Genomic DNA, 19,463 nt, shown 5'->3' on the forward strand with positions numbered 1-19,463 from the left:
CATCCAGCGCCACCCGGAACTCATCGACGGCTGCCTCACCGAAACCGGCCTGACCCTCAACCCCGGCACCCGAAGCTAATCCGACAAGGTCAGTAACCGGCACCGACCCGACCGCACAAGCAAGAAGAGCACCCCGCGCCGTGGCGTGCTCTTCTTGCTGTTCGGCGGCGACGCCGCCCTGCGATGGACGCGCCGCGCAGCGGCCCCTTCTTCACGACCTGAGCCGCACCACACCACCACAGACACCCCACTCTCTTTTCCTAAGTAGGGGAACGCTGCGTCACAGCGTCACAGGGCGCCCGGTAAACAGCGGGTGACCTGCACATACAGCCCGTGACGCAGACGGCTTCGGCTGCGTCACGCCGCGTCATCTGCGTCACCGGTGACGCACGGCCTGCGTCACGGATGACGCACCCCCAACCTTCTGCGTCACCACAAACCCACAGGTCAGAGGCCCTGAATGACGCAGGTGACGCCGTGACGCAGAAATTCGAACCTCGGACACACGCGCCCCCGGCGCATGACCCTTCGCACGCGCACGGAGGACACGCCATGAGCACCGCACGTGAACAGCCGGACCCGCGCGCCACGCTCCGCGCCGGGTTGCCGGACCGCTACCTCACCACCGACGACATCGCCGTGATCTTCAAGGTGCCCAAAGAGACCGTCTATCAGTGGCGAAAGAAGCGCACCGGCCCGCCCAGCTTCCGTATCGGCAAGTACGTCCGCTACGACCCCGCCGACGTGCACGCCTACGTCACCGGCCGCAAACACTCCGACCGCAACGCCGCCTGACACAGCCACACAGCACCCCATGACCCCCAGGGAGGGGCGCGCCGCGCCCCTCCCTTCCCCTGTGCCCAGAAGGGACCTCGCCTACATGGCAGGCCACATCCAAGACCGCTGGTTCAAGACCGAGACGAACACCAGCGGCAAGACCGTCCGCGTCAAGACCGACCGCCACGGCACCGGCATGCGCTACCGGGCCCGGTACATCGGCCCCGACGGCACCGAGAAGTCAAGGAGCTTCCCCGACCGACAGAAGCGACTCGCTGAGCAGTGGCTCGCTCAGACTGAGGCGGACATGGCACGCGGGGAGTACATCGACCCGCGCACGGCACGGACCACGTTCCGGCAGTACGCGGAACGTTGGGTCAACTCCCACACGGGCGAGATCAATAGCCGTGAGGCTGCCGAGCGTCGGCTTCGACTGCACGCCTATCCCCACATCGGGACGCGCCCGCTCGGCTCGTTCAAGCCTGAACACATCCGGGCCTGGATCGCGGCCCTCGAAGACACCGTGCCGGCCGAATCGCACCGCCGCATCATCGTCGGCACCGTCTCGGCTGCGCTCAGTGCGGCGGTCGACGATGGGCTGCTCAGCAAGAACCCCTGTCGGGCCCGCACGGTGCAGCTCCCGAAGCCGGGCAAGCCCCGTGTGGTCCCGTGGACAACCGCACATGTCTTCGGCGTACGGGCCGCCCTCCCGCCGCGCTTCCGGGCCACCGTGGACCCCGGCGCGGGATGTGGTCTGCGTCAGGGCGAGATCTTCGGCCTGTCGGTCGATGAACTCAACTACGAGGGAGGGTGGTTGACCGTCGATCACCAGCTCAAGCGCATTCGCGGGAAGTACGTCTTCGCCCTTCCGAAAGGCGGCAAGGTCCGTGATGTGCCTCTTCCGAAGGCCGTGGCCACCGCTCTGCGGGACCACTCCAAGGAGTTCGCCCCGGTGGACGTGACGCTTCCCTGGCGTACGCCAGACGGCCCGCTCGTCACGAAGCGGCTCCTGTTCAGTGGGATCGGGGGCAATCATCTCCGCGTGAGCAGCTTCAACGCTCACCACTGGAAACCCGCTCTGGCGACCGCAGGACTCATCCCAGAGCCCGAGCGCGGTGAAGGCTACGCGTCGGCCCCCGAGGACGGCATGCACGCCCTCAGGCACTTCTACGCGTCGGTCCTGCTGGACGCGGGCGAGAACATCCGCGCCCTGAGTCAGTACCTGGGGCACAGCGATCCGGGGTTCACGCTGCGCACGTACACGCACCTCATGCCGAGCAGCGAGGGGCGCACCCGGAAAGCCGTTGATTCTCTTTACCTGGCGCCCATCTGAACTGACTCGCGCATCCAGCGGACGAACTGCGGCAACTCGCAGACAATGGCGGGATGGATCAAGGAGTTGCCGCAGCGTTCGCGGGCGTAGCCGGGCTGGTCGGAGCTGCCATCGGCGGAATGGCTAGCGCGTACGGGGCTCGTACGGGCGCAGACAAGTCGATCGAGGCTGTACAGCTCCAAGTGCAACAGCAATCCCAAGCTGAACATCGGCACTGGTTGAGGGAGCAACGCAGACAAGCGTGCGTCAGCTTCATCGACGCCTTCACGGCGTTTACTCAATCGGTATCTATGTGCGGCGCGCATATAGATGCATCCCAGGGCATCGCTTCCGATCTGTGGGACAGCCTCAGGAGCGATGGCCAGGACTTGGTCATACGCAGGGAACACCTGGCCCTTTGGGGACCGCCTGAACTCATCAACTCGGCACATGTCGTGACACGGGCGGCAAAAGCCCTGCGCGAGGCAGTACGTGAGTGGCCCGAGATGCGCGCAAGCGCAGACACGGGCACTCTGAGCGCGTATCACGACCGCCTTGGTAACTTGCGGCGAGACTTGGGCGAGGCCCGGTTGGGGTTCATGAACGCGGCTCACCGAACCCTGGGAAAGCTTGATCACGGCCCAGAGACGGCCCACGGGGCCTAGGGCAGGCTCTGGCAACAGCAAGCGTGCTGGTCAGCGCCCCTTTTCTGCCTACACGCATGGACTTCATCTACTTCTGGCCCCTCTACACCGGCCAGCCCATCCCGATCGACAGCTGGCGATCGCGGATGTGGCTGGATACCTGGGTGTGATGGCCGAACCCCGTTCGCCGGGCTCTGGCGGGCTAACAATCAAGGCACGCACAGGAGTCATTTTCCCCACGCGTTACCGCGGCGTGCTTACAGTGAACCCCGGCAAGCGGTTTCTGAACGCGTTCAAGGGGGGAGTCGCGTCATGCGCAAGGGGGTCAAGGGCGCCATAGTCGGCGGGGTGCTCGCTGCGATGGTGGGCGGTGCCGGGTACGGCGGGTACAACTTCGTGACGGCGCTCGACGGGGACGGCGGGGGCCCGCAGAAGCGGACCGGGCCGCCGAACGCGGACGAGGTCCGGGAGACGACGGAGAAGTTCTTCGCGGCGTGGGAGAAGGGTGACCCGTCGGCGGCCGCGTCGTACACGAACGACGCGCTGGACGCGGGGAAGGTCTTCGACAGCTTCACCGGCGTCGCACGGATCGACGACGTGAAGATCGAGCCGGGCGAGCCCACCGGCAGCGGCGACCGGACCGTTCCGTTCTCCGTCCGGGCGACCGTCTCGTACAAGGGCAAGAGCAAGGAACTCGCCTACAAGAGCCGGCTGACCGTCGTGCGCGGCAAGACGACCGGGCGGGCCCTGGTCGACTGGCGGCCCTCCGTCGTGCACCCCGAGCTGAAGAAGGGGGACACGCTGTTCACCGGGGAGGCGGCGGCGCCGCCCATCGAGGCCGTGGACCGCGACGGCAAGGTGCTCACGAAGGAGAAGTACCCCTCCCTCGGGCCGATCCTCGACACCCTGCGCGACCGGTACGGCGCCGAGGCGGGCGGCACCCCCGGCATCGAGCTGGGCATCCACCACGCGGCCGCGGAGGCCGCCGACACCACTCTGCTGACCCTGACCAAGGGCAGGGTGGGCAAGCTGCGGACCACGATCGGCGCGGGGACCCAGGCGGCGGCCGAGCGGGCGGTCACGAAGCATCCCGAGTCGTCCGTGGTCGCCGTGCAGCCCAGCACCGGACAAGTGCTGGCCGTCGCCAACCACCGCGACGACGACTTCAACGCGGCCTTCCAGGGTGAACTCCCGCCCGGCTCCACGATGAAGATCATCACCGCCGCGATGCTCATCGACAACGGCGTGACCTCGATGAACGGCCCCGCGCCCTGCCCCGACACGGCGACCTGGATGAGCCAGACCTTCAAGAACCTGCCCGGTCTGAAGGCGAACGAGACGTCGAGCGCGACGCTCGCCGACAGCTTCGAGCGGTCCTGCAACACGGCCTTCATCAAGCTGATCGACGAGAAGCCGCTGTCCGACGAGTCGTTGACCCTGGAGGCTCAGGAACGGTTCGGGATCGGCCGGGACGACTGGAAGACGGGCATCGTCTCCATGGACGGCAAGGTGCCGCCCTCCGGCGGGCCGAACCGGGCCGCCAACGCCATCGGTCAGGGCGACGTCCTGATGAACCCGCTGAACATGGCGTCGGTGACGTCCACGGCGATCACGGGCACCTTCCGGCAGCCGTATCTGGTGTCCCCGAAGCTGGACGACCGGCAGCTGGCCACCGCCAAGGGGCTGTCGGCCGGCACGTCCGCGCAGTTGAAGCAGATGATGAAGCAGACCGCGGCCCGGGGGACGGCGGCGACCGTCATGTCCGGGCTCGGCGGTGACATCGGGGCGAAGACCGGCTCCGCGGAGATCGACGGGCAGGCCGTGGCGGACAGTTGGTTCACCGGGTTCCGCGGGGACGTGGCGGCGGCGGCGATGTCGGAGGGCGGTGGCCGCGGCGGCGAGGCGGCCGGTCCGATCGTGGTGGAGGTGCTGAAGGCCGGGGGGTGAGGTTCGCCGCGGTCGCGCCGTAGGGGGTGCCGGTCCGTCGCGGGGTGCGCGCTCCTGAAAGGCGCACTCCTGAAAGGCCCGCTCCTGAAAGGAAGGGGCGCAGGCCCCGCATTGCGGGGGCGCGGGGAACTGCGCGACCAGCCCCCACCCACCCGCGGAGAACAGTGGCCGAACCCACGGAGTGACCCGCGGGACTCTAGTGTGGTGGTTCTCGTTGAGGGACGAGAGGGCAGTCGGGGGCAGCGGAAGGTCGGAGCGTGGGTAAGAGAAGGCGTGTCGACGAGCGGAAGGCCGCGACATCGGGGAGGTCGCGGCGGCATCTCGTGCTGGGCGGAGCGGCGGTCGTGGCCCTCGGCGGCGGTGCGTTCGCCGTGTACACGGTGTTCGGCGCCGGCGCGTCGGCCGACGACGGCTCGGCCGACGCCAAGGCCGTGAAGAGCGGGCCCCTGTCCGCCGGTGAGGTCCGTACGGCCGCGACCGCGTTCCTGACGGCCTGGCAGAAGGGCACCGTCACCAAGGCCGCCGCCGCCACGGACGACGCGGTGGCCGCGAAGGCCGCGCTGACCGGCTTCACCAAGGACGCCCACGTCAAGGACGTCACCCTCACCCGGGGCAAACGGGCGGGCGACAGGGTGCCGTTCACGGTGAAGGGCACGGTCTCCTACAAGGGCGCGAAGAAGCCGCTCACCTACGAGACCGCCCTCACCGTCGTACGGGCGAAGAAGGACGGCGAACCCGTCGTCGACTGGCGGCCGTCCGTCGTCCACCCCGAACTGGCCGAGGGCGACCGCCTGGTGACCGGAGAGGCGGGCACGCCCCCGGTGAAGGCCCTCGACCGGGACGGCGGTGAGCTGACGACGAAGAAGTACCCGTCGCTGGGCTCGGTGCTGGACGGTCTGCGGGAGAAGTACGGCAAGAAGGCCGGCGGCAAGGCGGGCGTCGAACTGCGGATCGTCCGCGCGGATCCGGAGAAGGCCGGGTCGCACGGCGGGTCCTCCGCCGAGCCCACCGGCTCCGCCAAGTCGGCCGACTCCACCAAGTCCGCGAAGGAGAAGGCCGCCGACAAGACGCTGCTGGAGCTGAGCGAGGGCACCCCGGGGGAGCTGCGGACGACACTCAGCCCGACGCTGCAGGCCCTCGCCGAGGCGAAGGTGGCGGCCACGAAGCGGGCGTCGGTGGTCGTGATGCGCCCCTCGACCGGCGAGATCCTGGCCGCGGCCAACTCCAGCAGCTTCAACGTGGCGTTCCAGGGATCCCTGGCTCCCGGCTCCACGATGAAGATCGTGTCGTCGGCGCTGCTCATCGACAAGGGTCTCGCGTCGGCGGAGAAGGTCCACCCCTGCCCCAAGTTCTCGTCGTACGGCGGCTGGAAGTTCCAGAACGACGACAAGTTCCAGATCAAGAACGGCACGTTCAAGGCCAGCTTCGCGCGCTCCTGCAACACCGCCTTCATCTCCCAGGCGAAGAAGCTGGACGACAACTCCCTGACCCTGGAGGCCCAGCAGGTCTTCGGGCTCGGCCTGAACAACTGGGCCATCGGCGTGTCCAGCTTCGACGGCGCGGTGCCGGTGCAGCGCGACGCCCCGATGGCGGCCTCGCTGATCGGCCAGGGCGGTGTGCGGATGAATCCGCTGAACATGGCGTCGGTGGTGTCGACGGCCAAGACGGGGGTCTTCATACAGCCCTACCTGGTGGCCCCGTCCGTGGACGGCCGCACCCTCGCCACCGCCGCGCGGCCCCTGTCCGCCTCGGCCCGCACACAGCTGCGCGAACTCCTCCGGTACACCGCCGCGGCCGGTACGGCGGCCGAGGCGATGTCGGGTCTCGGCCCGGACTTCGGGGCCAAGACCGGCTCCGCCGAGGTCGACGGCCAGAAGGAGCCCAACGGCTGGTTCACCGCCTGGAAGGGCGACCTGGCCTCCGCCGGGGTCGTCCAGGAGGGCGGCCACGGCAGCGAGTCGGCGGGCCCGATCGTGGCGGCGCTGCTGAAGGCGGGCAGCGGGGGCTGAGCCTCGGTGACCGGCGGCAGGCGGTCGCGTCCGGTGTCGGTATCGGCGTCGGTGTCGGCGTCGGTCACGTACGGGCGTGCACGGGTGCCTTCTCGTACGACCCGGGCGACGCGTCCAGGCACCAGTCGAAGACCGACGGCCAGGGGCCGTAACCCGCGTCCAGGTCCAGGTGGGCCTGGCCCGGGAGCACGTCGGCGTCCAGGCCCAGCGGTCCGGCGTAGACCGTGGCCGCGCCGCCGGGGCAGTACGGGTCGTCGTCGCCGCCCACGACCCGGGTGTACGAGGCTGCCGCGGCCATCCGGGCGGGGTCGGGCCGCGGCGGGGCGAACTCGGCTATCTCCGGGTGGTCCAGGGCGACTTCGGGGGCGGGCGGGGCGACGAGCAGGACGCGGTCGACGGGGCCGGACAGGACGTCGTCCCGCGCCACCGCGTGCAGCCACAGCAGACAGGCCAGGCTGTGGCAGACCACCGTGATCCGCCGGCCCGCCAACTCACCCAGCAGCGCGTCCAGTTCGGCCAGCCACCGCTCCAGGTCCGGGTCGTCCGCCTCGGGCAGCTGCGGGTACGCCACCTCGTGGCCCAGGTCGGTGAGGCGGTCGGCCAGCCAGTGCTGCCAGTGCGCGGCCGGGCGGTGGTTCTGCCACCCGTGCAGGATCAGGAAGGCGCGGGTGCCGTCGGCGGTCGGGGTCTGTGTCATCCCCAGATCGTCAGCGAAACGGCCCTGCCGGTCCAGTGCCGTCTCTGTGACTGGATGAGCGGTTCGCCGCGGGCCGGTGGGGCTGCCGGCGAGGACCGCGCGACCGGCCCCGCCGGACCCGCGCCCGCCGGCCCGCCTCGACAACCCGCTCGCATGGCCCGTACACGCACCGCTAGCGTGCCCGCATGACCAACCCGACGCAGGACACCGAGGGCTCCGCGGCCCACCCCCGTTTCGCCGAGGCGCTCACCGCCCTGGGGCTGGGCGAACTGCGCACCCGGATCCGCCGGTTCCCGGAGGCGACGAGGACCGCGGCGGAGGCGGCCGCCGCCCTCGGCTGCGAGCTGAGCGAGATCTGCAAGTCGCTGATCTTCGCGGCGGACGGCGTCCCGGTGCTGGTGCTCATGGACGGCGCGTCGAGGGTCGATCTGGAGCTGGTCCGGCGGGAACTCGGCGCCACGAAGGTCACCCGGGCCCGCGCGGACGTCGTACGGGAGACGACCGGCTACGCGATCGGCGGGGTCCCGCCCTTCGGGCACCGGACGAGGACCCGTGTCCTCGCGGACCGCTCGCTCCTGGACCACCCGACGGTGTGGGCGGCGGCCGGCACCCCGTACACCGTCTTCCCCATGGACCCCGGAGCGCTGATCGCCCACGCGGGCGCCACCCTGGTGGACGTCCGCGAGCCGAACGCGTGACGCCGGCCGTCACCGCGGCGGTGCTGCTCGCCGCGGTCACCCACGCCAGCTGGAACGCCATCGCGCACAGGATCACGGACAAGCTGGTCGGGTTCACGCTGATAGCCGGCGGCGGGGCGCTGATCGGGTTCGCGATGGTGCCGTTCGTGCCGCTCCCGGCGCCCGGCGCGTGGCCGTACCTGATCGCCTCCGCGATCGTGCACCTGATCTACTACGTGCTGCTGATGACGTCCTTCCGGCTGGGCGACTTCGGTCAGGCGTACCCCATCGCCCGCGGCTCCGCGCCCCTCGTCGTCACCGTCCTCGCCGCCGTCTTCGCGCACGAGGTCCCGGACGGCTGGGCGGCGGCCGGCATCCTGCTGAGCTGCGCCGGGCTGACCGGGGTCGCGCTGTGGGGCCTGCGCGGCGACCGTCCGCACTGGGCGGCGATCGGGGCCGCGCTGGCCACGGGCCTGTCGATCGCCTCGTACACGGTCGTGGACGGCCTGGGCGTACGGGCCTCCGGGTCCGCCCTGAGCTACATCGCCTGGCTGATGGCCCTGGAGGGACTGGCGATCCCCGCGTACGCGCTCTGGCGCTGGCGCGGCACGACAGCCGCCCGGCTCCGCCCGTTCGCCGCCGTGGGCCTGCTCGGCGCCGCGCTGTCGGTGCTGGCGTACGGCCTGGTCCTGTGGGCCCAGACGAAGGCGGAACTGGCCCCCATCGCGGCCCTGCGGGAGTCGTCGATCATAGTCGGCGCGGCCATCGGGGCGGTCTTCTTCAAGGAACGGTTCGGGGCACCGAGACTCGTGGCGGCGGGGCTGCTGGTGGTGGGCATCGGGCTGATGCTGCGGGCGGGGTAGGCGGGCTGCGGGGTGGACGGGCTGCGGGCGGTGGGCTTGGGGTGTGTGGGCCGGTCGTGCGGGCGCGGGTGGGGAGGCGCACTCTGGAGGGAGTGGTTCCGGAGGTGATCGTCATGATGAAGTCCACGGTCGGATGGCACGTCGAGCTGGAGTTCCAGGAGGACGACCAACGCACACGGGCGGCGGCGCTCGTGCGGCTCCCCGACGGGCAGGAAGTACGTGCGAACGGCTACGCCAGCCGGCACCGCACCGACGCCTCGCAGCCCCGGGTCGGTGAGGAGATAGCCGGGGCGCGGGCCTTGAACGAGCTGGCCATGAAGCTCCTCACCAAGGCCCACGACGAGATAGACGCGGCATCGGGGCGGACGTCCCACCCGATAGCTCTCTGACCGCCGAACAGGGGTCTGGTACGACCGGGTACGGCCGCACGGCAGCACGCCACCCCGGCCGGTGGCGAAGAGTGGACGCGTTGCCAAGTGACAGTGGACCGTCAGCCAACGACACGGGTGGATTTTCGGCGCATCCTGGTGATCGCCGCCGCGGAGTGCGGCCGTCCGGATCACCGGGACCGGGCCAGGACACCAGCGGGGGAGCCCTGGGCCGGTCCGGCCGCTCACCCGTGACGGTCCCTCCGCGGCGGATCGTGCTGGGCGGACCGCGCGCGGCCGACCCCGCTCAGCCCCGCGGCAGGGCTTCCCGCACCGCCCGTACCAGCGACTGCGCCCGGGGGTCCGCCGTCACCGTCTTGCGGTAGCCGTTCGTGACGTAGCCGAAGGCGATGCCGCTCTCCGGGTCGGCGAAGCCCAGGGGGCCGCCTCGGCCGGGGTGACCGAAGGAGCCGGGGCCGAGCAGCGGGGAAGCGGTGCCGTGGAGCATGTAGCCGAGGCCGAAGCGGGTGTTGATGACGAGGACGCGGTCGGGGCCGGCGGATTCCTCGGCGCGGGCCGCCTCCATCGTCGCCGGGCCGAACATCCGTACGCCGTCGACCTCTCCGACGAGCGCCGCGTAGAAGCGGGCCAGGCCCTCGGCCGTGGCGATGCCGTTGGTCGCGGGGAGGGCGGACGCGCGGTACGCCGGGTCGTTCTGGTCCGGGAACGGGGTGATCGCGGCGAAGGCCCGGCGGGTGAGGGAGTCCGGGTCGTCGTACGCCTCGGTGACCGTCCGCTTGGCGCGCACCCGCAGGCCGCCCGTGGGCTCGGGCGCCGACTCCAGACGGCCCGCGCGGCCGACGCGGCCGGCCGCCGCGACCGCGTCCGGCAGTCCCAGCCACAGGTCGCCGTCCAGGCCCAGCGGGGCGGCGATGTCGGACGCGATCCACTCGCCCGTACCCCGCCCGGTCGCGCGCCGGACCAGTTCGTCGAGCATCCAGCCGTACGTCAGCGGGTGGTAGCCGTGGTCGGTGCCGGGCTCCCAGGCGGGTGCCTGCGCGGCCACGGCCGCCGGTCCCCGGCGCGGGTCGAGGGCCTCGGCGGGGGTGAGGGGCCGGTCCAGGACGGGGAGCCCGACCCGGTGGCCGAGCACGTGCCGCACCAGTGTGCGGTCCTTGCCGTGCGCCTTGAACTCCGGCCAGTAGCGGCCCACCGGCGCGTCGAGGTCCAGTTCCCCGCGCTCGGCCAGCATCAGCGCCACCGCGGCGGCGACACCCTTCGTCGCCGAGCGCATGATCTGGGCGGTGCCGTGCTGCCAGGGTTCGTCGCCGTCGACGTCACGGGTGCCGGCCCACAGATCGACGACCTTGCGCCCGTGGAGGTACACGACGACCGCCGCGCCCCGCTCGCCGAGTGCCTCGAAGTTGCGTACGAAGGCCGTCCTGACCGGTTCGAAGCCCTCGGCGACCGTACCGTTCACGTCCACGCCGGTGCTCCTGTCCGTTCGCCCACCGCGGCCACGCTCCACGGCCGCGTGTCCCCTCCGCCCGCCACGACCGCTCGTCGCGACGACGGATGCAACGTACAGGCACGGCTCTCGTTCCCTGCCGCCCGGGGCCTCCCCCACCGCCCCGCCGCACTCAGCCCAGCAGGATCGTGACCTCGATGTTGTCGCGGGTGGCGTTCGAGTACGGGCAGACCTGGTGGGCCGCGTCGACGAGCCTGGCCGCGATCTCCTGGTCGATGACCGGGAGGGAGACGCTGAGGGCGACGGCGAGGCCGTAGCCGCGCTGCCTGTTGGGGCCGATGCCGACCTTCGCGGCGACGGTGGAGCCGGTCAGGTCGTAGCCCTCGCGGCGGCCGACGAGGACCAGCGCGTTGTGGAAGCAGGAGCTGTATCCGGCCGCGAACAGCTGCTCGGGGTTGGTGCCGTCGCCGTCGCCGCCCATCGCCGGCGGCATCGCGACCTTGAGGTCGATCTGGCCGTCCTGGCTGGTGATGTAGCCGTTGCGGCCGCCGTGCGCGGTGGCCTCGGCGACGTACATGATCTTCGTCGGACGGGCGTCCGAACGGCTGCCGGGACGGGTGTCCGCACCGGTCTCCACCGCGGCGTGGTCAGTCACTTCCTTGGCCTCCCCCAGGACGAGCGCGTGGCCTCCCCAGGACAGGCGCGCACGAATACATCGTGCACAAGGTACCGGTCGGTAGGGGAGAGCGGTTACCAGGGGGTAGTAACCATCGGTAACACAAGGTCACCGACGGTCGGCGCTCAGCGGCCCGCCGCCTTCGTCGCGCGGGCCGTCACCTGCCACAGTTCCTCGCGCAGCCGGGCCACCTCGGGTCCCTGCAGTCCGGTGGCGGCGGCGAGGGTGGCGGGGACGGCGGCCGCGCGGTCGCGCAGCTGTTCGCCGCGGCCGGTGAGCGCGATCCGCACCGAACGCTCGTCCCGCAGCGACCGCTCCCGGCGCAGCAGTCCGGCCGACTCCAGCCGCTTGAGCAGCGGTGAGACCGTGCCGTAGTCGAGCCGCAGGGCGCCCGTCAGTTCCTTGACGGTGGTCTCGCCGTGCTCCCAGAGGGAGAGCATGACCAGGTACTGCGGGTAGGTGAGGCCGAGTTCGTCGAGCAGCGGGCGGTAGGCGGCGGTCACGGCCCGCTGGGCCGCGTACAGCGCGAAACAGAGTTGCTCGTCGAGGAGCAGCGATCCGTGCCGTTGCGCATCCGCTTCGTTCGTCACGGGTTCCATTGTCGCGGATGCGGGGGGTGGGGCGGCGGGGGGTTGTGGGGGGCGGCCGATTGTTCGGGTGCGGGCCCGGTGGGGCTTCTCGCGCAGTTCCCCGCGCCCCTAGAAGCACCAGGCCCTGCGGGCCCTGAAAAGCTCGGGGCGCAGCCGCTGCTTTTCAGGGGCGCGGGGAACTGCGCGAGAAGCCCCCACTCATCCGCACCCGACAACGCACCCCTCCCGCCCCTACCCGCCCCCTACCCCGCCCGTACCGACCGTGGATCGAAGCCGAACGGCAGTTCAAGGCGGTGGGCCCGCATCAGGGCGTCGTCGACGAGGAGTTCGCTCGTCGCCCCGTCCGCCGCGATCACCCCCTCGCTGAGGATCAGCGAACGCGGGCAGAGTTCGAGCGCGTACGGCAGATCGTGCGTCACCATGAGGACGGTGACGTCCAACGTCCGCAGGATGTCCGCGAGTTCACGGCGCGATGCCGGATCGAGGTTGGAGGACGGCTCGTCGAGGACGAGGATCTCCGGCTCCATGGCGAGGACGGTGGCGACGGCCACCCGTCGCCGCTGCCCGAACGAGAGGTGGTGCGGCGGCCGTTCCTTGAACTCCGCCATGCCGACCTGCGCCAGGGCCCGGTCCACCCGGGCCTCCAGCTCGGGGCCCGCCATCCCCGCCGCCGCGGGCCCGAATGCCACGTCCTCCCGCACGGTCGGCATGAACAACTGGTCGTCCGGGTCCTGGAAGACGATGCCGACCTTCCGCCGGATCTCCGCCATGTGCCGCTTGCCGACGGGCATCCCGGCGACCGTCACCGTGCCCGCGCCCCCGGTGAGGATGCCGTTGAGGTGCAGGACGAGCGTGGTCTTGCCGGCCCCGTTCGGCCCGAGCAGCGCGACCCGCTCGCCCCGCCGGACGGTGAAGTCGACGCCGAAGAGGGCCTGATGGCCGTCGGGGTAGGCGAAGGCGAGCCCGGCGACTTCGAGGGACGGGGGCACGGGGTTCTCGGACACGGTCACAGGCTCCATCCCAGCAGACACACGACGAGGGCGGCGACGGGGAGGGTGAACGCGTAGGACCACTGCGCCCGGGAGGCGGTCACCTCGTCGATCACGGGCATGGTCCCCGCGTACCCCCGGCTGATCATGGCCAGATGAACCCGCTCCCCCCGTTCGTACGAGCGGATGAACAGCGCCCCGGCCGTCTTGGCCAGGACCCCCCAGTGCCGTACGCCGCTCGCCTCGAACCCGCGTGACTCGCGCGCGATCCGCATGCGTCGCATCTCGTCGGTGATCACGTCCCCGTAGCGGATCATGAAGGACGCGATCTGGACGAGGAGCGGCGGGAGTCGGAGCCGCTGGAGTCCGAGGAGGAGGGCGCGGAGTTCGGTGGTGGACGCGAGGAGGACGGAGGCGGCGACGCCCAGGGTCCCCTTGGCGAGGACGTTCCAGGCACCCCACAGCCCGTTGACGCTCAGCGACATCCCGAGGACCTCGACGCGCTCGCCCTGCGCCACGAACGGCATGAGCACGGCGAACGCGACGAACGGGATCTCGATCAGCAGCCTCCGGAGCAGGAACCCCGCGGGCACCCGGGCCGTGTGCGCGACCACGCCCAGCAGCACGGCGTACAGTCCGAACGCCCACATGGCCTCCCGCGGCGTCGACACCACGACGACGACGAAGGCGAAGACGGCCGCGAGCTTGGTGTGCGGCGGCAGCGCGTGCACGGGCGAGTGCGCGTGCCGGTACAGCTTGTGGGCGTGGCCGGCTCCCATGTCAGCCGACGTTTCCGGGTACGGCGGAGGGGGACACGTCCTCGCCGGCGCGCCGCCTGCGTACGGCCCAGAAGACGCCCGTGCCGGCGACGACGGTGACACCGACTCCGATCACGCCCGCGAGACCGCCCGCGATCCGGGTGTTGTCGAGGCCCTCGACGCCGTAGTCGGCGAGCGGGGAGCCGGCGGCGGCGTGGTCCTCGACCTTGGCGTCGATGCCCTTGTCGGCGGCGACCTTCTCCAGTCCGTCGGGGCTGGCCGACGCGTAGAAGCTGACGACCCCGGCGAGGAGGAGGGAGGCGCCGAGGCCGGCGAGGAGGACCTTGCGCGTGGAGCGGGCGGCGACGGGGGCGGGCGAGGCCGCCGGCCCGGCGACGGGGGCGTCGACCAGTTCGCCGTCGATCCGCAGCTTGAGCGGTGCGGTCAGGCCGCGGGCGCCGTACACGAGGTCCGGGCGTACGGCGATGACGGCGCCGACCGTGGCGGCGGTGATCGCGGCCTCGCCGATGCCGATGAGGACGTGGACGCCGACCATGGCGGTGAGGACCGAGCCGATCGGCACGTCCGTGGTGCCGCCGACCGCGTAGACGAGCGTGAAGGCGGCGGCCGCGGCGGGCACGGAGATCAGAGCGGCGACGAAGGCGGAGACGGTGACCGAGCGGCGCTTCCCGGGGAGGATCCTGACCAGCCCGCGGAAGACGGCGTAGGCGACGACGGACGTGACGACCGCCATGACGCTGATGTTCACGCCGAGCGCGGTGAGGCCGCCGTCGGCGAAGAGGATGCCCTGCATCAGGAGCACCACGGACACGCACAGGACCCCGGTGTAGGGGCCCACGAGTATCGCGGCCAGGGCGCCACCGAGCAGATGTCCGCTGGTACCGGCCGCGACCGGGAAGTTCAGCATCTGCACCGCGAAGATGAACGCGGCGACGAGTCCGGCGAGCGGCGCCGTCCTCTCGTCCAGTTCACGGCGGGCCCCGCGCAGGCTCACGGCGACCGCACCGGCGGCGACGACTCCGGCTGCCGCCGAGACGGGGGCGTTGATGAATCCGTCGGGCACGTGCATACGAGGGCTCGCTCTCCTGGTAGCCGCAGTGGCTTGAACCTGACGATGATAGAGCCCTCTTGCGACTCTCTTGCAAGAGCGCGTCATTACCGAACTGCGAACAGCTCGCCAGAGCCTTCCGGCGGTCTTCGGACGCCCCGACAGGACCTCCGGGGGCGCCGGGCGGAAAATATGCGACATTGGAGAGGCAGTGGACAGCGGATTCACAGCTTCTGCTTGGGTCACTCAGCGTGAGGAGCAGCCCGATGTCTGTCACCGTCGAGCAGTACGCCCGGGCCCATGTCGTCACGGACGCCCCCGACGACCGGGACACCGTCCCGGTCGTCCTGCGCTACGACCCCGACGCCGATGCCTCCGCCGTCCGTGTGCGCCTGCCCGGTCCCGACGAGTGGACCTTCCCCCGCGAGCTGCTCGAACGCGGCCTCCGCACCCCCACCACCTCCGGCCCCGTGAGCATCTGGCCCTGCGGTCGCGTCCAGGCGGTCATGGAGTTCCACTCCGCGCAGGGTGTGGCGGTGATGCAGTTCGACACGAAGGCGCTGATCCGCTTCCTGCGGCGGACCTACACGACCGTGCCGGTGGCGCACTGACCGGGGTGGCCGGGGATGGGTGGGCGCCCGCCCCCGAGGAGGGGCTCGCGCCGCCGTACGCCCTCGCGTCGCTGTGGGTGGTCCGGCACGGGCAGAGCACCGCGAACGTGGCGTACGCCGAGGCCGAGCGGACGGGGTCGACCGTGCCGTTGCCGGGCCGGGACGCGGATGTCCCACTGTCCGGGCCGGGCCGTGCGCAGGCCGGGGCGCTGGGCGGGTGGCTGGCGGGGATCGCCGGGACCGGCGGCGAGGAGGCCGCCGCCGGCGGACCGGGGCCGGATCTGGTGGTCTGCTCGCCGTACCTGCGGGCCCGGCAGACCTGGGAGTCGATGGCCGGGCACCCGCGCGTGGTCCCGCCCCCGCTTCTCGTCGACGAGCGGCTGCGGGACCGGGAGACGGGGATCTTCGAGTTGCACCCGCCGGGCGCGCAGCGGGCCCGTTCGCCCGAGGAGGCGGCCCGGCGGGCCCTGGTCGGCGACTGGTTCTACCGTCCGCCGGGCGGGGAGGCACTGACCGATGTGGTGCTGCGCGTGCGGGACTTCGTCGACGAGCTGGACCGGGTCGCCGGGGGCCGGCGGGTGCTGCTGGTCGCCCATGACGCGATCGCCGTCGCCGTCCGTCTGGTCTGCGCGGGCCTCGGCGCGGCGTCCCCCGGCGCGCTGCCACCCGTCCCCAACGCCTCGGTCTCGCAGTGGGAGGGTGACGGGGGGCGGCTGCGGCTGACTCGGTGGGGGGAGACGGCGCACCTCGACCCGGGCCGAGCGAGCCCCGAGGGGGTCACACCGGCACGGTGAGGGCCGCCGTGTACCCCTTGTCGGTGCCGCCCTTCATGGTGGCGAGCTGCTGGTCGTGGCCGTCGCTGAAGATGTTGTCGGTCTCCAGGGAGAGCTGGGCGAGGTTCTGCACGCTCTCGCTGTACCCGTCGGTCGCGTACACGGCGTCGCAGACGTCCTTGGGGAAGGCGAGCTGCGAGGTGGCGGCGATGTTCTGGGCGGCGGTGGCGTCCTCCAGGCTGTCGTAGACCTCGAAGTGGATGTGCGGCCAGCGGCCCGGGTAGCAGCCGGGGAAGACCGATGTGAAGGTGACCCGGCCCTTGTCGTCGGCCTCCTGGACGCCGCGCAGGTAGTTCTCGTCGGTGACGCCGTCGGTGTAGAGGGAGTACCTGCCCTCCCGGTCGCAGTGCCAGAGGTAGACGGCGGCGCCCTTCTTCGGGGTGTCGCAGCCGGATGCCTGGTCGACGACGGTCAGGGTGATCGTCAGGGGGATGCCTTCGGCGACGCCGTCCGCCGAACCGAAGCTCTTGGTGATGTCCTGCCGGACGACACCGCTCTCCTTGAGGACGTTCGGGCCGTTCGAGCCGTCACCGGGGTACGGGCCTGCCGACTCCGTGGGGATGATCTCGCAGTCCGAGCCGGAGCTGCCGGACGAGGACGAACCGGAGGAGGACGAACCGGAGGAGGAGGCGTCCGACGCGGAGCCGCTGCCGGAGTCGTCCGTGGAACAGGCCGCCATCAGCGGGGCCATGGTCGCGCCGGCCAGCAGTCCGATCATGCGGCGGCGGGCCAGCACGGGGAGGTCGTGGGAGAGCCCTCTGTCGAACTCGTCGTCGTGGTGGTGCCCTTGGCCGTGGCCGCCGCCGTTGCCGGGTGCTTTGCTCATGATGCCGAACCACGCCTTCCGAGTGTTCCCGTCATGGAATGCGCGTGATGCTATGGGGGTTTGCTGTGCGCTTCCCAGGAGTCCGCCATGGGCACCTTGTCAGCCGGCCGCCGCTGCGGTCACCGTACGGCCGCCGGCACCATGAGGGTGACGAGCGCGAAGGGGGTCGCGACGTCAACGGCCACGTCGGCGGTGGCGCTCCTTGACCAGGCGTACGGCCCAGCCGCCGATGAGGAGGAACCCGGCGCAGACCGCGCTCTGGACCCAGCTGAGGGGCGGGTCCCGCAGTTGACCGACGAGCCGGAGGATCACCAGGTGGATGGTCCAGTAGCTGAGCCAGAGCAGACCCTCGAACCAGAGGGGCGGGATGTCGTCCTGGCCGGGCGTCTGCGGAGGGTTCCAGCGGAAGCCGCCGTGTCGGGCGTAGTGCGCCTGGCGGCGGCGTTCGAAACGGCAGACGAGCCAGAGAAGGAGACCGCCGCAGAGGCCGATCGCAGCCGCCTGGAGCAGCCGCACCGGATCGTGGAACGCGGCGAGGGCCCACACGCACAGGCCTCCCAGCAGCGCGCCGAAGACCACTCCGGTCCCCACCGGATGCCGGGCCACGAAGACCTGCGCCTTCGGGGGCGGCTCCGCACCCCCGAAACGCCGGTCGAACCGCAGAAAAGCCCTACGCAGCCCCTCCAGCGCCCTTGCCACCGGCCACCCCCCCCCACACACCCTGTGTCCACCGCCGTCACCGCGTGGTCAGCTTGGCCCGTGGAAACCATCATCGCCAGTGGCATAGCCGTACTCGGCACGCTCCTCGGTTCAGGGCTGACCCTCGCCCTGCAGCAGCGCGCCGCCGAGCGGAGTCACGACTTGGCGCGCCGGGAGAAGCTGCGGCAGGAGCGGCTCGACGCCTACTCCGTGTACGCCGGCGCACTGATCAACTACCGCCGTTGCCTCGTCCACCTGTGGTTCTGCGAGCACGAGCAGCCGCCGCCCGAGGCGCCGGACGCGGTACGGATACGCGCGTACGACATGCGGTCGAACGCCCAGGAAGCTCTGTTCCGGGCACAGATGCTCACGGACGACGCGGCGCTGAGCCAGAACGCGGCGGCGGTCCTCTCGGACGTCACGACACTGTCGAAGATCGAGGACCGGACGCGGTTCGACGCGCACAGGCTGGCGAGCCTGGAGGGCATCACCCGCCTCATCATGACGGCCAAGCAGCACCTCTGAAGGGCCCCGGCCCGGGTCACGCCCCGACCGTCCCGTCCACCCCCTCCCGCAGGAAGTCCGCGTGGCCGTTGTGGCGGGCGTACTCCTGCAGGACGTGGATCATGACCATCCGGAGCGAGACCTCCTCGTTCCAGCGCGGCTGGTGACCGGCGAGGTCCAGTGACTCCGCCTCCCGTTCGATACGGCGCGAGGTCTCCACCTCCGCCTCCCACGCCCCGAACGCCTCCGCCCGCGTCGAGGCGCTCGCGTCGTACGCCGCCTGGAAGTCGATCTCCTTGGACCACACCATGGGAGCGTCATGGTCCTCGAACACCCGGCGGAACCAGGCTCGTTCGACCTCCGCCATGTGCCGTACGAGGCCCAGCAGCGACAGCGTCGACGGGGGCATCGACCGGCGGCGCAGTTCCTCGTCCGTGAGGCCCGCGCACTTCATGGCGAGGGTCGCGCGGTGGTAGTCGAGGAAGGCACGGAGGGTGTCGCGTTCGGTGCCGAGGAGGGGCGGGCCGACACGGTCGTCACGGGCCCCGCCGGTGCGGCGAGACCCGCCGGTGTGGCCGGCCTCGTCCGCATGACCTGCCTGCTCGGTCTCGCCGGGCCCGTCGGACTCGGTGGGCTCGCCCGCCTCATCGGCCTGGTCGGCCACGCCGACCTGCACTGCCCGGCCGGTCCCGTCGATCCCGTCGATCCCGTGAGTCCCGTCAGCCCCGTCGATCCCGTGAGTCCCGTCAGTCCCGTGAGTCCCGTCAGTCCCGTCAGTCTGGATGGCCTGCTCGGCCTCACCGGCCCGCGCGGCCCGGCCGATCTCACCGGTCCCGTCGGCCCGGTCGGCCTCGCCCGCCCGGTCGTCGGCCTCGCCCGCCCGGTCGTCGGCCTCGCTCGCCCGTACGGCCTCGTCGCGCTCGCCGGTCGCCCCGGCCTCGTCTCGCTCGCCAGACACCTCGACCCCGTCACGCACGCCGGCAACCCTCGCCTCGTCACACACGCCGGCAACCCCCGCCCCGTCACACACGCCAGTCACCCCAGTCCCGTCACACGTGTCGGGTCTCTTGCGGCTCTCGCCTCTCTTCTCCTGTCACCCGTCATCTTCACCCCTCACACGGAAGCCGGTGAGGGCGCCCGTCCCCA

Annotated in this window: 19 protein-coding genes and 1 pseudogene; 10 read left to right on the forward strand and 10 right to left on the reverse strand. The window is 71.3% G+C overall.

Annotated elements, in window-relative coordinates; all coding sequences use genetic code 11:
* Positions 1–552 precede the first annotated feature (552 nt).
* From ACZ6BB_RS24770 to ACZ6BB_RS24785, 4 genes are all read left to right on the forward strand, one after another.
* Positions 553–795, forward strand: a complete 243-nt coding sequence (locus ACZ6BB_RS24770) for a helix-turn-helix transcriptional regulator (protein ID WP_471617361.1) — start codon at positions 553–555, stop codon at positions 793–795.
* Positions 796–880: 85 nt separating this feature from the next.
* Entirely contained in the window at positions 881–2,110 is a 1,230-nt protein-coding gene (locus ACZ6BB_RS24775) for a tyrosine-type recombinase/integrase (protein WP_471617362.1), read from the forward strand.
* Between the two features lie 935 nt (positions 2,111–3,045).
* On the forward strand, positions 3,046–4,680 hold the full coding sequence (locus tag ACZ6BB_RS24780) for a penicillin-binding transpeptidase domain-containing protein (protein WP_471617363.1): 1,635 nt from the start codon (positions 3,046–3,048) through the stop codon (positions 4,678–4,680).
* Positions 4,681–4,937: 257 nt separating this feature from the next.
* Positions 4,938–6,689 (forward strand): penicillin-binding transpeptidase domain-containing protein, encoded by a 1,752-nt coding sequence (locus ACZ6BB_RS24785; RefSeq protein ID WP_471617364.1) that lies wholly within the window; start codon positions 4,938–4,940, stop codon positions 6,687–6,689.
* A gap of 64 nt (positions 6,690–6,753) precedes the next feature.
* On the opposite strand, the gene ACZ6BB_RS24790 is transcribed toward ACZ6BB_RS24785, so the two are convergent.
* On the reverse strand, positions 6,754–7,386 hold the full coding sequence (locus ACZ6BB_RS24790) for an RBBP9/YdeN family alpha/beta hydrolase (RefSeq protein ID WP_471617365.1): 633 nt from the start codon (positions 7,384–7,386) through the stop codon (positions 6,754–6,756).
* A gap of 185 nt (positions 7,387–7,571) precedes the next feature.
* Between ACZ6BB_RS24790 and ACZ6BB_RS24795 the strand changes: the two genes are divergently transcribed.
* From ACZ6BB_RS24795 to ACZ6BB_RS24805, 3 genes are all read left to right on the forward strand, one after another.
* Positions 7,572–8,084 (forward strand): YbaK/EbsC family protein, encoded by a 513-nt coding sequence (locus tag ACZ6BB_RS24795; protein WP_471617366.1) that lies wholly within the window; start codon positions 7,572–7,574, stop codon positions 8,082–8,084.
* Positions 8,081–8,926: a DMT family transporter gene (locus ACZ6BB_RS24800; RefSeq protein ID WP_471617367.1), complete on the forward strand. Its 846-nt coding sequence runs from the start codon at positions 8,081–8,083 to the stop codon at positions 8,924–8,926. The genes ACZ6BB_RS24795 and ACZ6BB_RS24800 overlap by 4 nt, the downstream gene beginning before the upstream one ends.
* Before the next feature lie 113 nt (positions 8,927–9,039).
* Positions 9,040–9,315: a DUF1876 domain-containing protein gene (locus tag ACZ6BB_RS24805; RefSeq protein WP_319367329.1), complete on the forward strand. Its 276-nt coding sequence runs from the start codon at positions 9,040–9,042 to the stop codon at positions 9,313–9,315.
* A 286-nt stretch (positions 9,316–9,601) separates the two neighbouring features.
* Here ACZ6BB_RS24805 and ACZ6BB_RS24810 read toward each other — a convergent pair whose 3' ends face one another.
* The 6 genes from ACZ6BB_RS24810 to ACZ6BB_RS24835 all read right to left on the reverse strand — a co-directional run bounded on the left by ACZ6BB_RS24810 (position 9,602) and on the right by ACZ6BB_RS24835 (position 14,865).
* The gene (locus ACZ6BB_RS24810) at positions 9,602–10,780 is read right to left on the reverse strand and encodes a serine hydrolase domain-containing protein (protein ID WP_471617368.1); all 1,179 of its coding nucleotides are present in this window, start codon (positions 10,778–10,780) and stop codon (positions 9,602–9,604) included.
* A gap of 154 nt (positions 10,781–10,934) precedes the next feature.
* Positions 10,935–11,417 (reverse strand): organic hydroperoxide resistance protein, encoded by a 483-nt coding sequence (locus ACZ6BB_RS24815; RefSeq protein WP_471617369.1) that lies wholly within the window; start codon positions 11,415–11,417, stop codon positions 10,935–10,937.
* 146 nt (positions 11,418–11,563) lie between these two features.
* Positions 11,564–12,037 (reverse strand): MarR family winged helix-turn-helix transcriptional regulator, encoded by a 474-nt coding sequence (locus ACZ6BB_RS24820; protein ID WP_471617370.1) that lies wholly within the window; start codon positions 12,035–12,037, stop codon positions 11,564–11,566.
* A 233-nt stretch (positions 12,038–12,270) separates the two neighbouring features.
* Entirely contained in the window at positions 12,271–13,047 is a 777-nt protein-coding gene (locus tag ACZ6BB_RS24825) for an energy-coupling factor ABC transporter ATP-binding protein (RefSeq protein WP_471617371.1), read from the reverse strand.
* Complete coding sequence (gene cbiQ, locus ACZ6BB_RS24830) at positions 13,035–13,796, reverse strand: cobalt ECF transporter T component CbiQ (RefSeq protein ID WP_471617372.1); 762 nt, start codon at positions 13,794–13,796, stop codon at positions 13,035–13,037. Before cbiQ ends, ACZ6BB_RS24825 begins: the two co-directional genes overlap by 13 nt.
* Position 13,797: 1 nt before the next feature.
* On the reverse strand, positions 13,798–14,865 hold the full coding sequence (locus ACZ6BB_RS24835) for an energy-coupling factor ABC transporter permease (RefSeq protein WP_471617373.1): 1,068 nt from the start codon (positions 14,863–14,865) through the stop codon (positions 13,798–13,800).
* Between the two features lie 245 nt (positions 14,866–15,110).
* Between ACZ6BB_RS24835 and ACZ6BB_RS24840 the strand changes: the two genes are divergently transcribed.
* The gene (locus ACZ6BB_RS24840; RefSeq protein WP_471617374.1) at positions 15,111–15,455 is read left to right on the forward strand and encodes an SsgA family sporulation/cell division regulator; all 345 of its coding nucleotides are present in this window, start codon (positions 15,111–15,113) and stop codon (positions 15,453–15,455) included.
* Between the two features lie 77 nt (positions 15,456–15,532).
* Entirely contained in the window at positions 15,533–16,249 is a 717-nt protein-coding gene (locus ACZ6BB_RS24845) for a histidine phosphatase family protein (RefSeq protein ID WP_471617620.1), read from the forward strand.
* Here the strand turns inward: ACZ6BB_RS24845 and ACZ6BB_RS24850 are convergent.
* Together ACZ6BB_RS24850 and ACZ6BB_RS24855 are read right to left on the reverse strand one after the other, a co-directional pair.
* Positions 16,233–17,114, reverse strand: a complete 882-nt coding sequence (locus ACZ6BB_RS24850) for an intradiol ring-cleavage dioxygenase (protein ID WP_471617375.1) — start codon at positions 17,112–17,114, stop codon at positions 16,233–16,235. The two genes, ACZ6BB_RS24845 and ACZ6BB_RS24850, sit on opposite strands and share 17 nt — an antisense overlap.
* 174 nt (positions 17,115–17,288) lie before the next feature.
* Positions 17,289–17,813 carry a hypothetical protein gene (locus tag ACZ6BB_RS24855; protein WP_471617376.1) on the reverse strand — a complete coding sequence of 175 codons (525 nt, stop codon included), beginning with the start codon at positions 17,811–17,813 and terminating at the stop codon, positions 17,289–17,291.
* 60 nt (positions 17,814–17,873) lie between these two features.
* On the opposite strand from ACZ6BB_RS24855, the gene ACZ6BB_RS24860 reads away from it, so the two are divergent.
* A complete protein-coding gene (locus ACZ6BB_RS24860; RefSeq protein ID WP_471617377.1) occupies positions 17,874–18,338 on the forward strand; it encodes a hypothetical protein in 465 nt (154 codons plus the stop codon).
* A gap of 16 nt (positions 18,339–18,354) precedes the next feature.
* Here the strand turns inward: ACZ6BB_RS24860 and ACZ6BB_RS24865 are convergent.
* Positions 18,355–18,855 (reverse strand): annotated as a pseudogene (locus ACZ6BB_RS24865) (DinB family protein); the annotation flags it as partial.
* Between the last annotated feature and the right edge of the window lie 608 nt (positions 18,856–19,463).

This window comes from Streptomyces sp. NPDC041108 (assembly GCF_055592645.1).

Excerpts from the sequence above, each read along its gene's own strand:
- ACZ6BB_RS24770 (WP_471617361.1), top strand. The coding sequence starts at position 553 with ATGAGCACCGCACGTGAACAGCCGGACCCGCGCGCCACGCTCCGCGCC.
- ACZ6BB_RS24775 (WP_471617362.1), top strand. The coding sequence starts at position 881 with ATGGCAGGCCACATCCAAGACCGCTGGTTCAAGACCGAGACGAACACC.
- ACZ6BB_RS24780 (WP_471617363.1), top strand. The coding sequence starts at position 3,046 with ATGCGCAAGGGGGTCAAGGGCGCCATAGTCGGCGGGGTGCTCGCTGCG.
- ACZ6BB_RS24790 (WP_471617365.1), bottom strand. The coding sequence starts at position 7,386 with ATGACACAGACCCCGACCGCCGACGGCACCCGCGCCTTCCTGATCCTG.
- ACZ6BB_RS24795 (WP_471617366.1), top strand. The coding sequence starts at position 7,572 with ATGACCAACCCGACGCAGGACACCGAGGGCTCCGCGGCCCACCCCCGT.
- ACZ6BB_RS24805 (WP_319367329.1), top strand. The coding sequence starts at position 9,040 with ATGATGAAGTCCACGGTCGGATGGCACGTCGAGCTGGAGTTCCAGGAG.
- ACZ6BB_RS24820 (WP_471617370.1), bottom strand. The coding sequence starts at position 12,037 with ATGGAACCCGTGACGAACGAAGCGGATGCGCAACGGCACGGATCGCTG.
- ACZ6BB_RS24825 (WP_471617371.1), bottom strand. The coding sequence starts at position 13,047 with ATGGAGCCTGTGACCGTGTCCGAGAACCCCGTGCCCCCGTCCCTCGAA.
- cbiQ (WP_471617372.1), bottom strand. The coding sequence starts at position 13,796 with ATGGGAGCCGGCCACGCCCACAAGCTGTACCGGCACGCGCACTCGCCC.
- ACZ6BB_RS24835 (WP_471617373.1), bottom strand. The coding sequence starts at position 14,865 with ATGCACGTGCCCGACGGATTCATCAACGCCCCCGTCTCGGCGGCAGCC.
- ACZ6BB_RS24840 (WP_471617374.1), top strand. The coding sequence starts at position 15,111 with ATGTCTGTCACCGTCGAGCAGTACGCCCGGGCCCATGTCGTCACGGAC.
- ACZ6BB_RS24850 (WP_471617375.1), bottom strand. The coding sequence starts at position 17,114 with ATGAGCAAAGCACCCGGCAACGGCGGCGGCCACGGCCAAGGGCACCAC.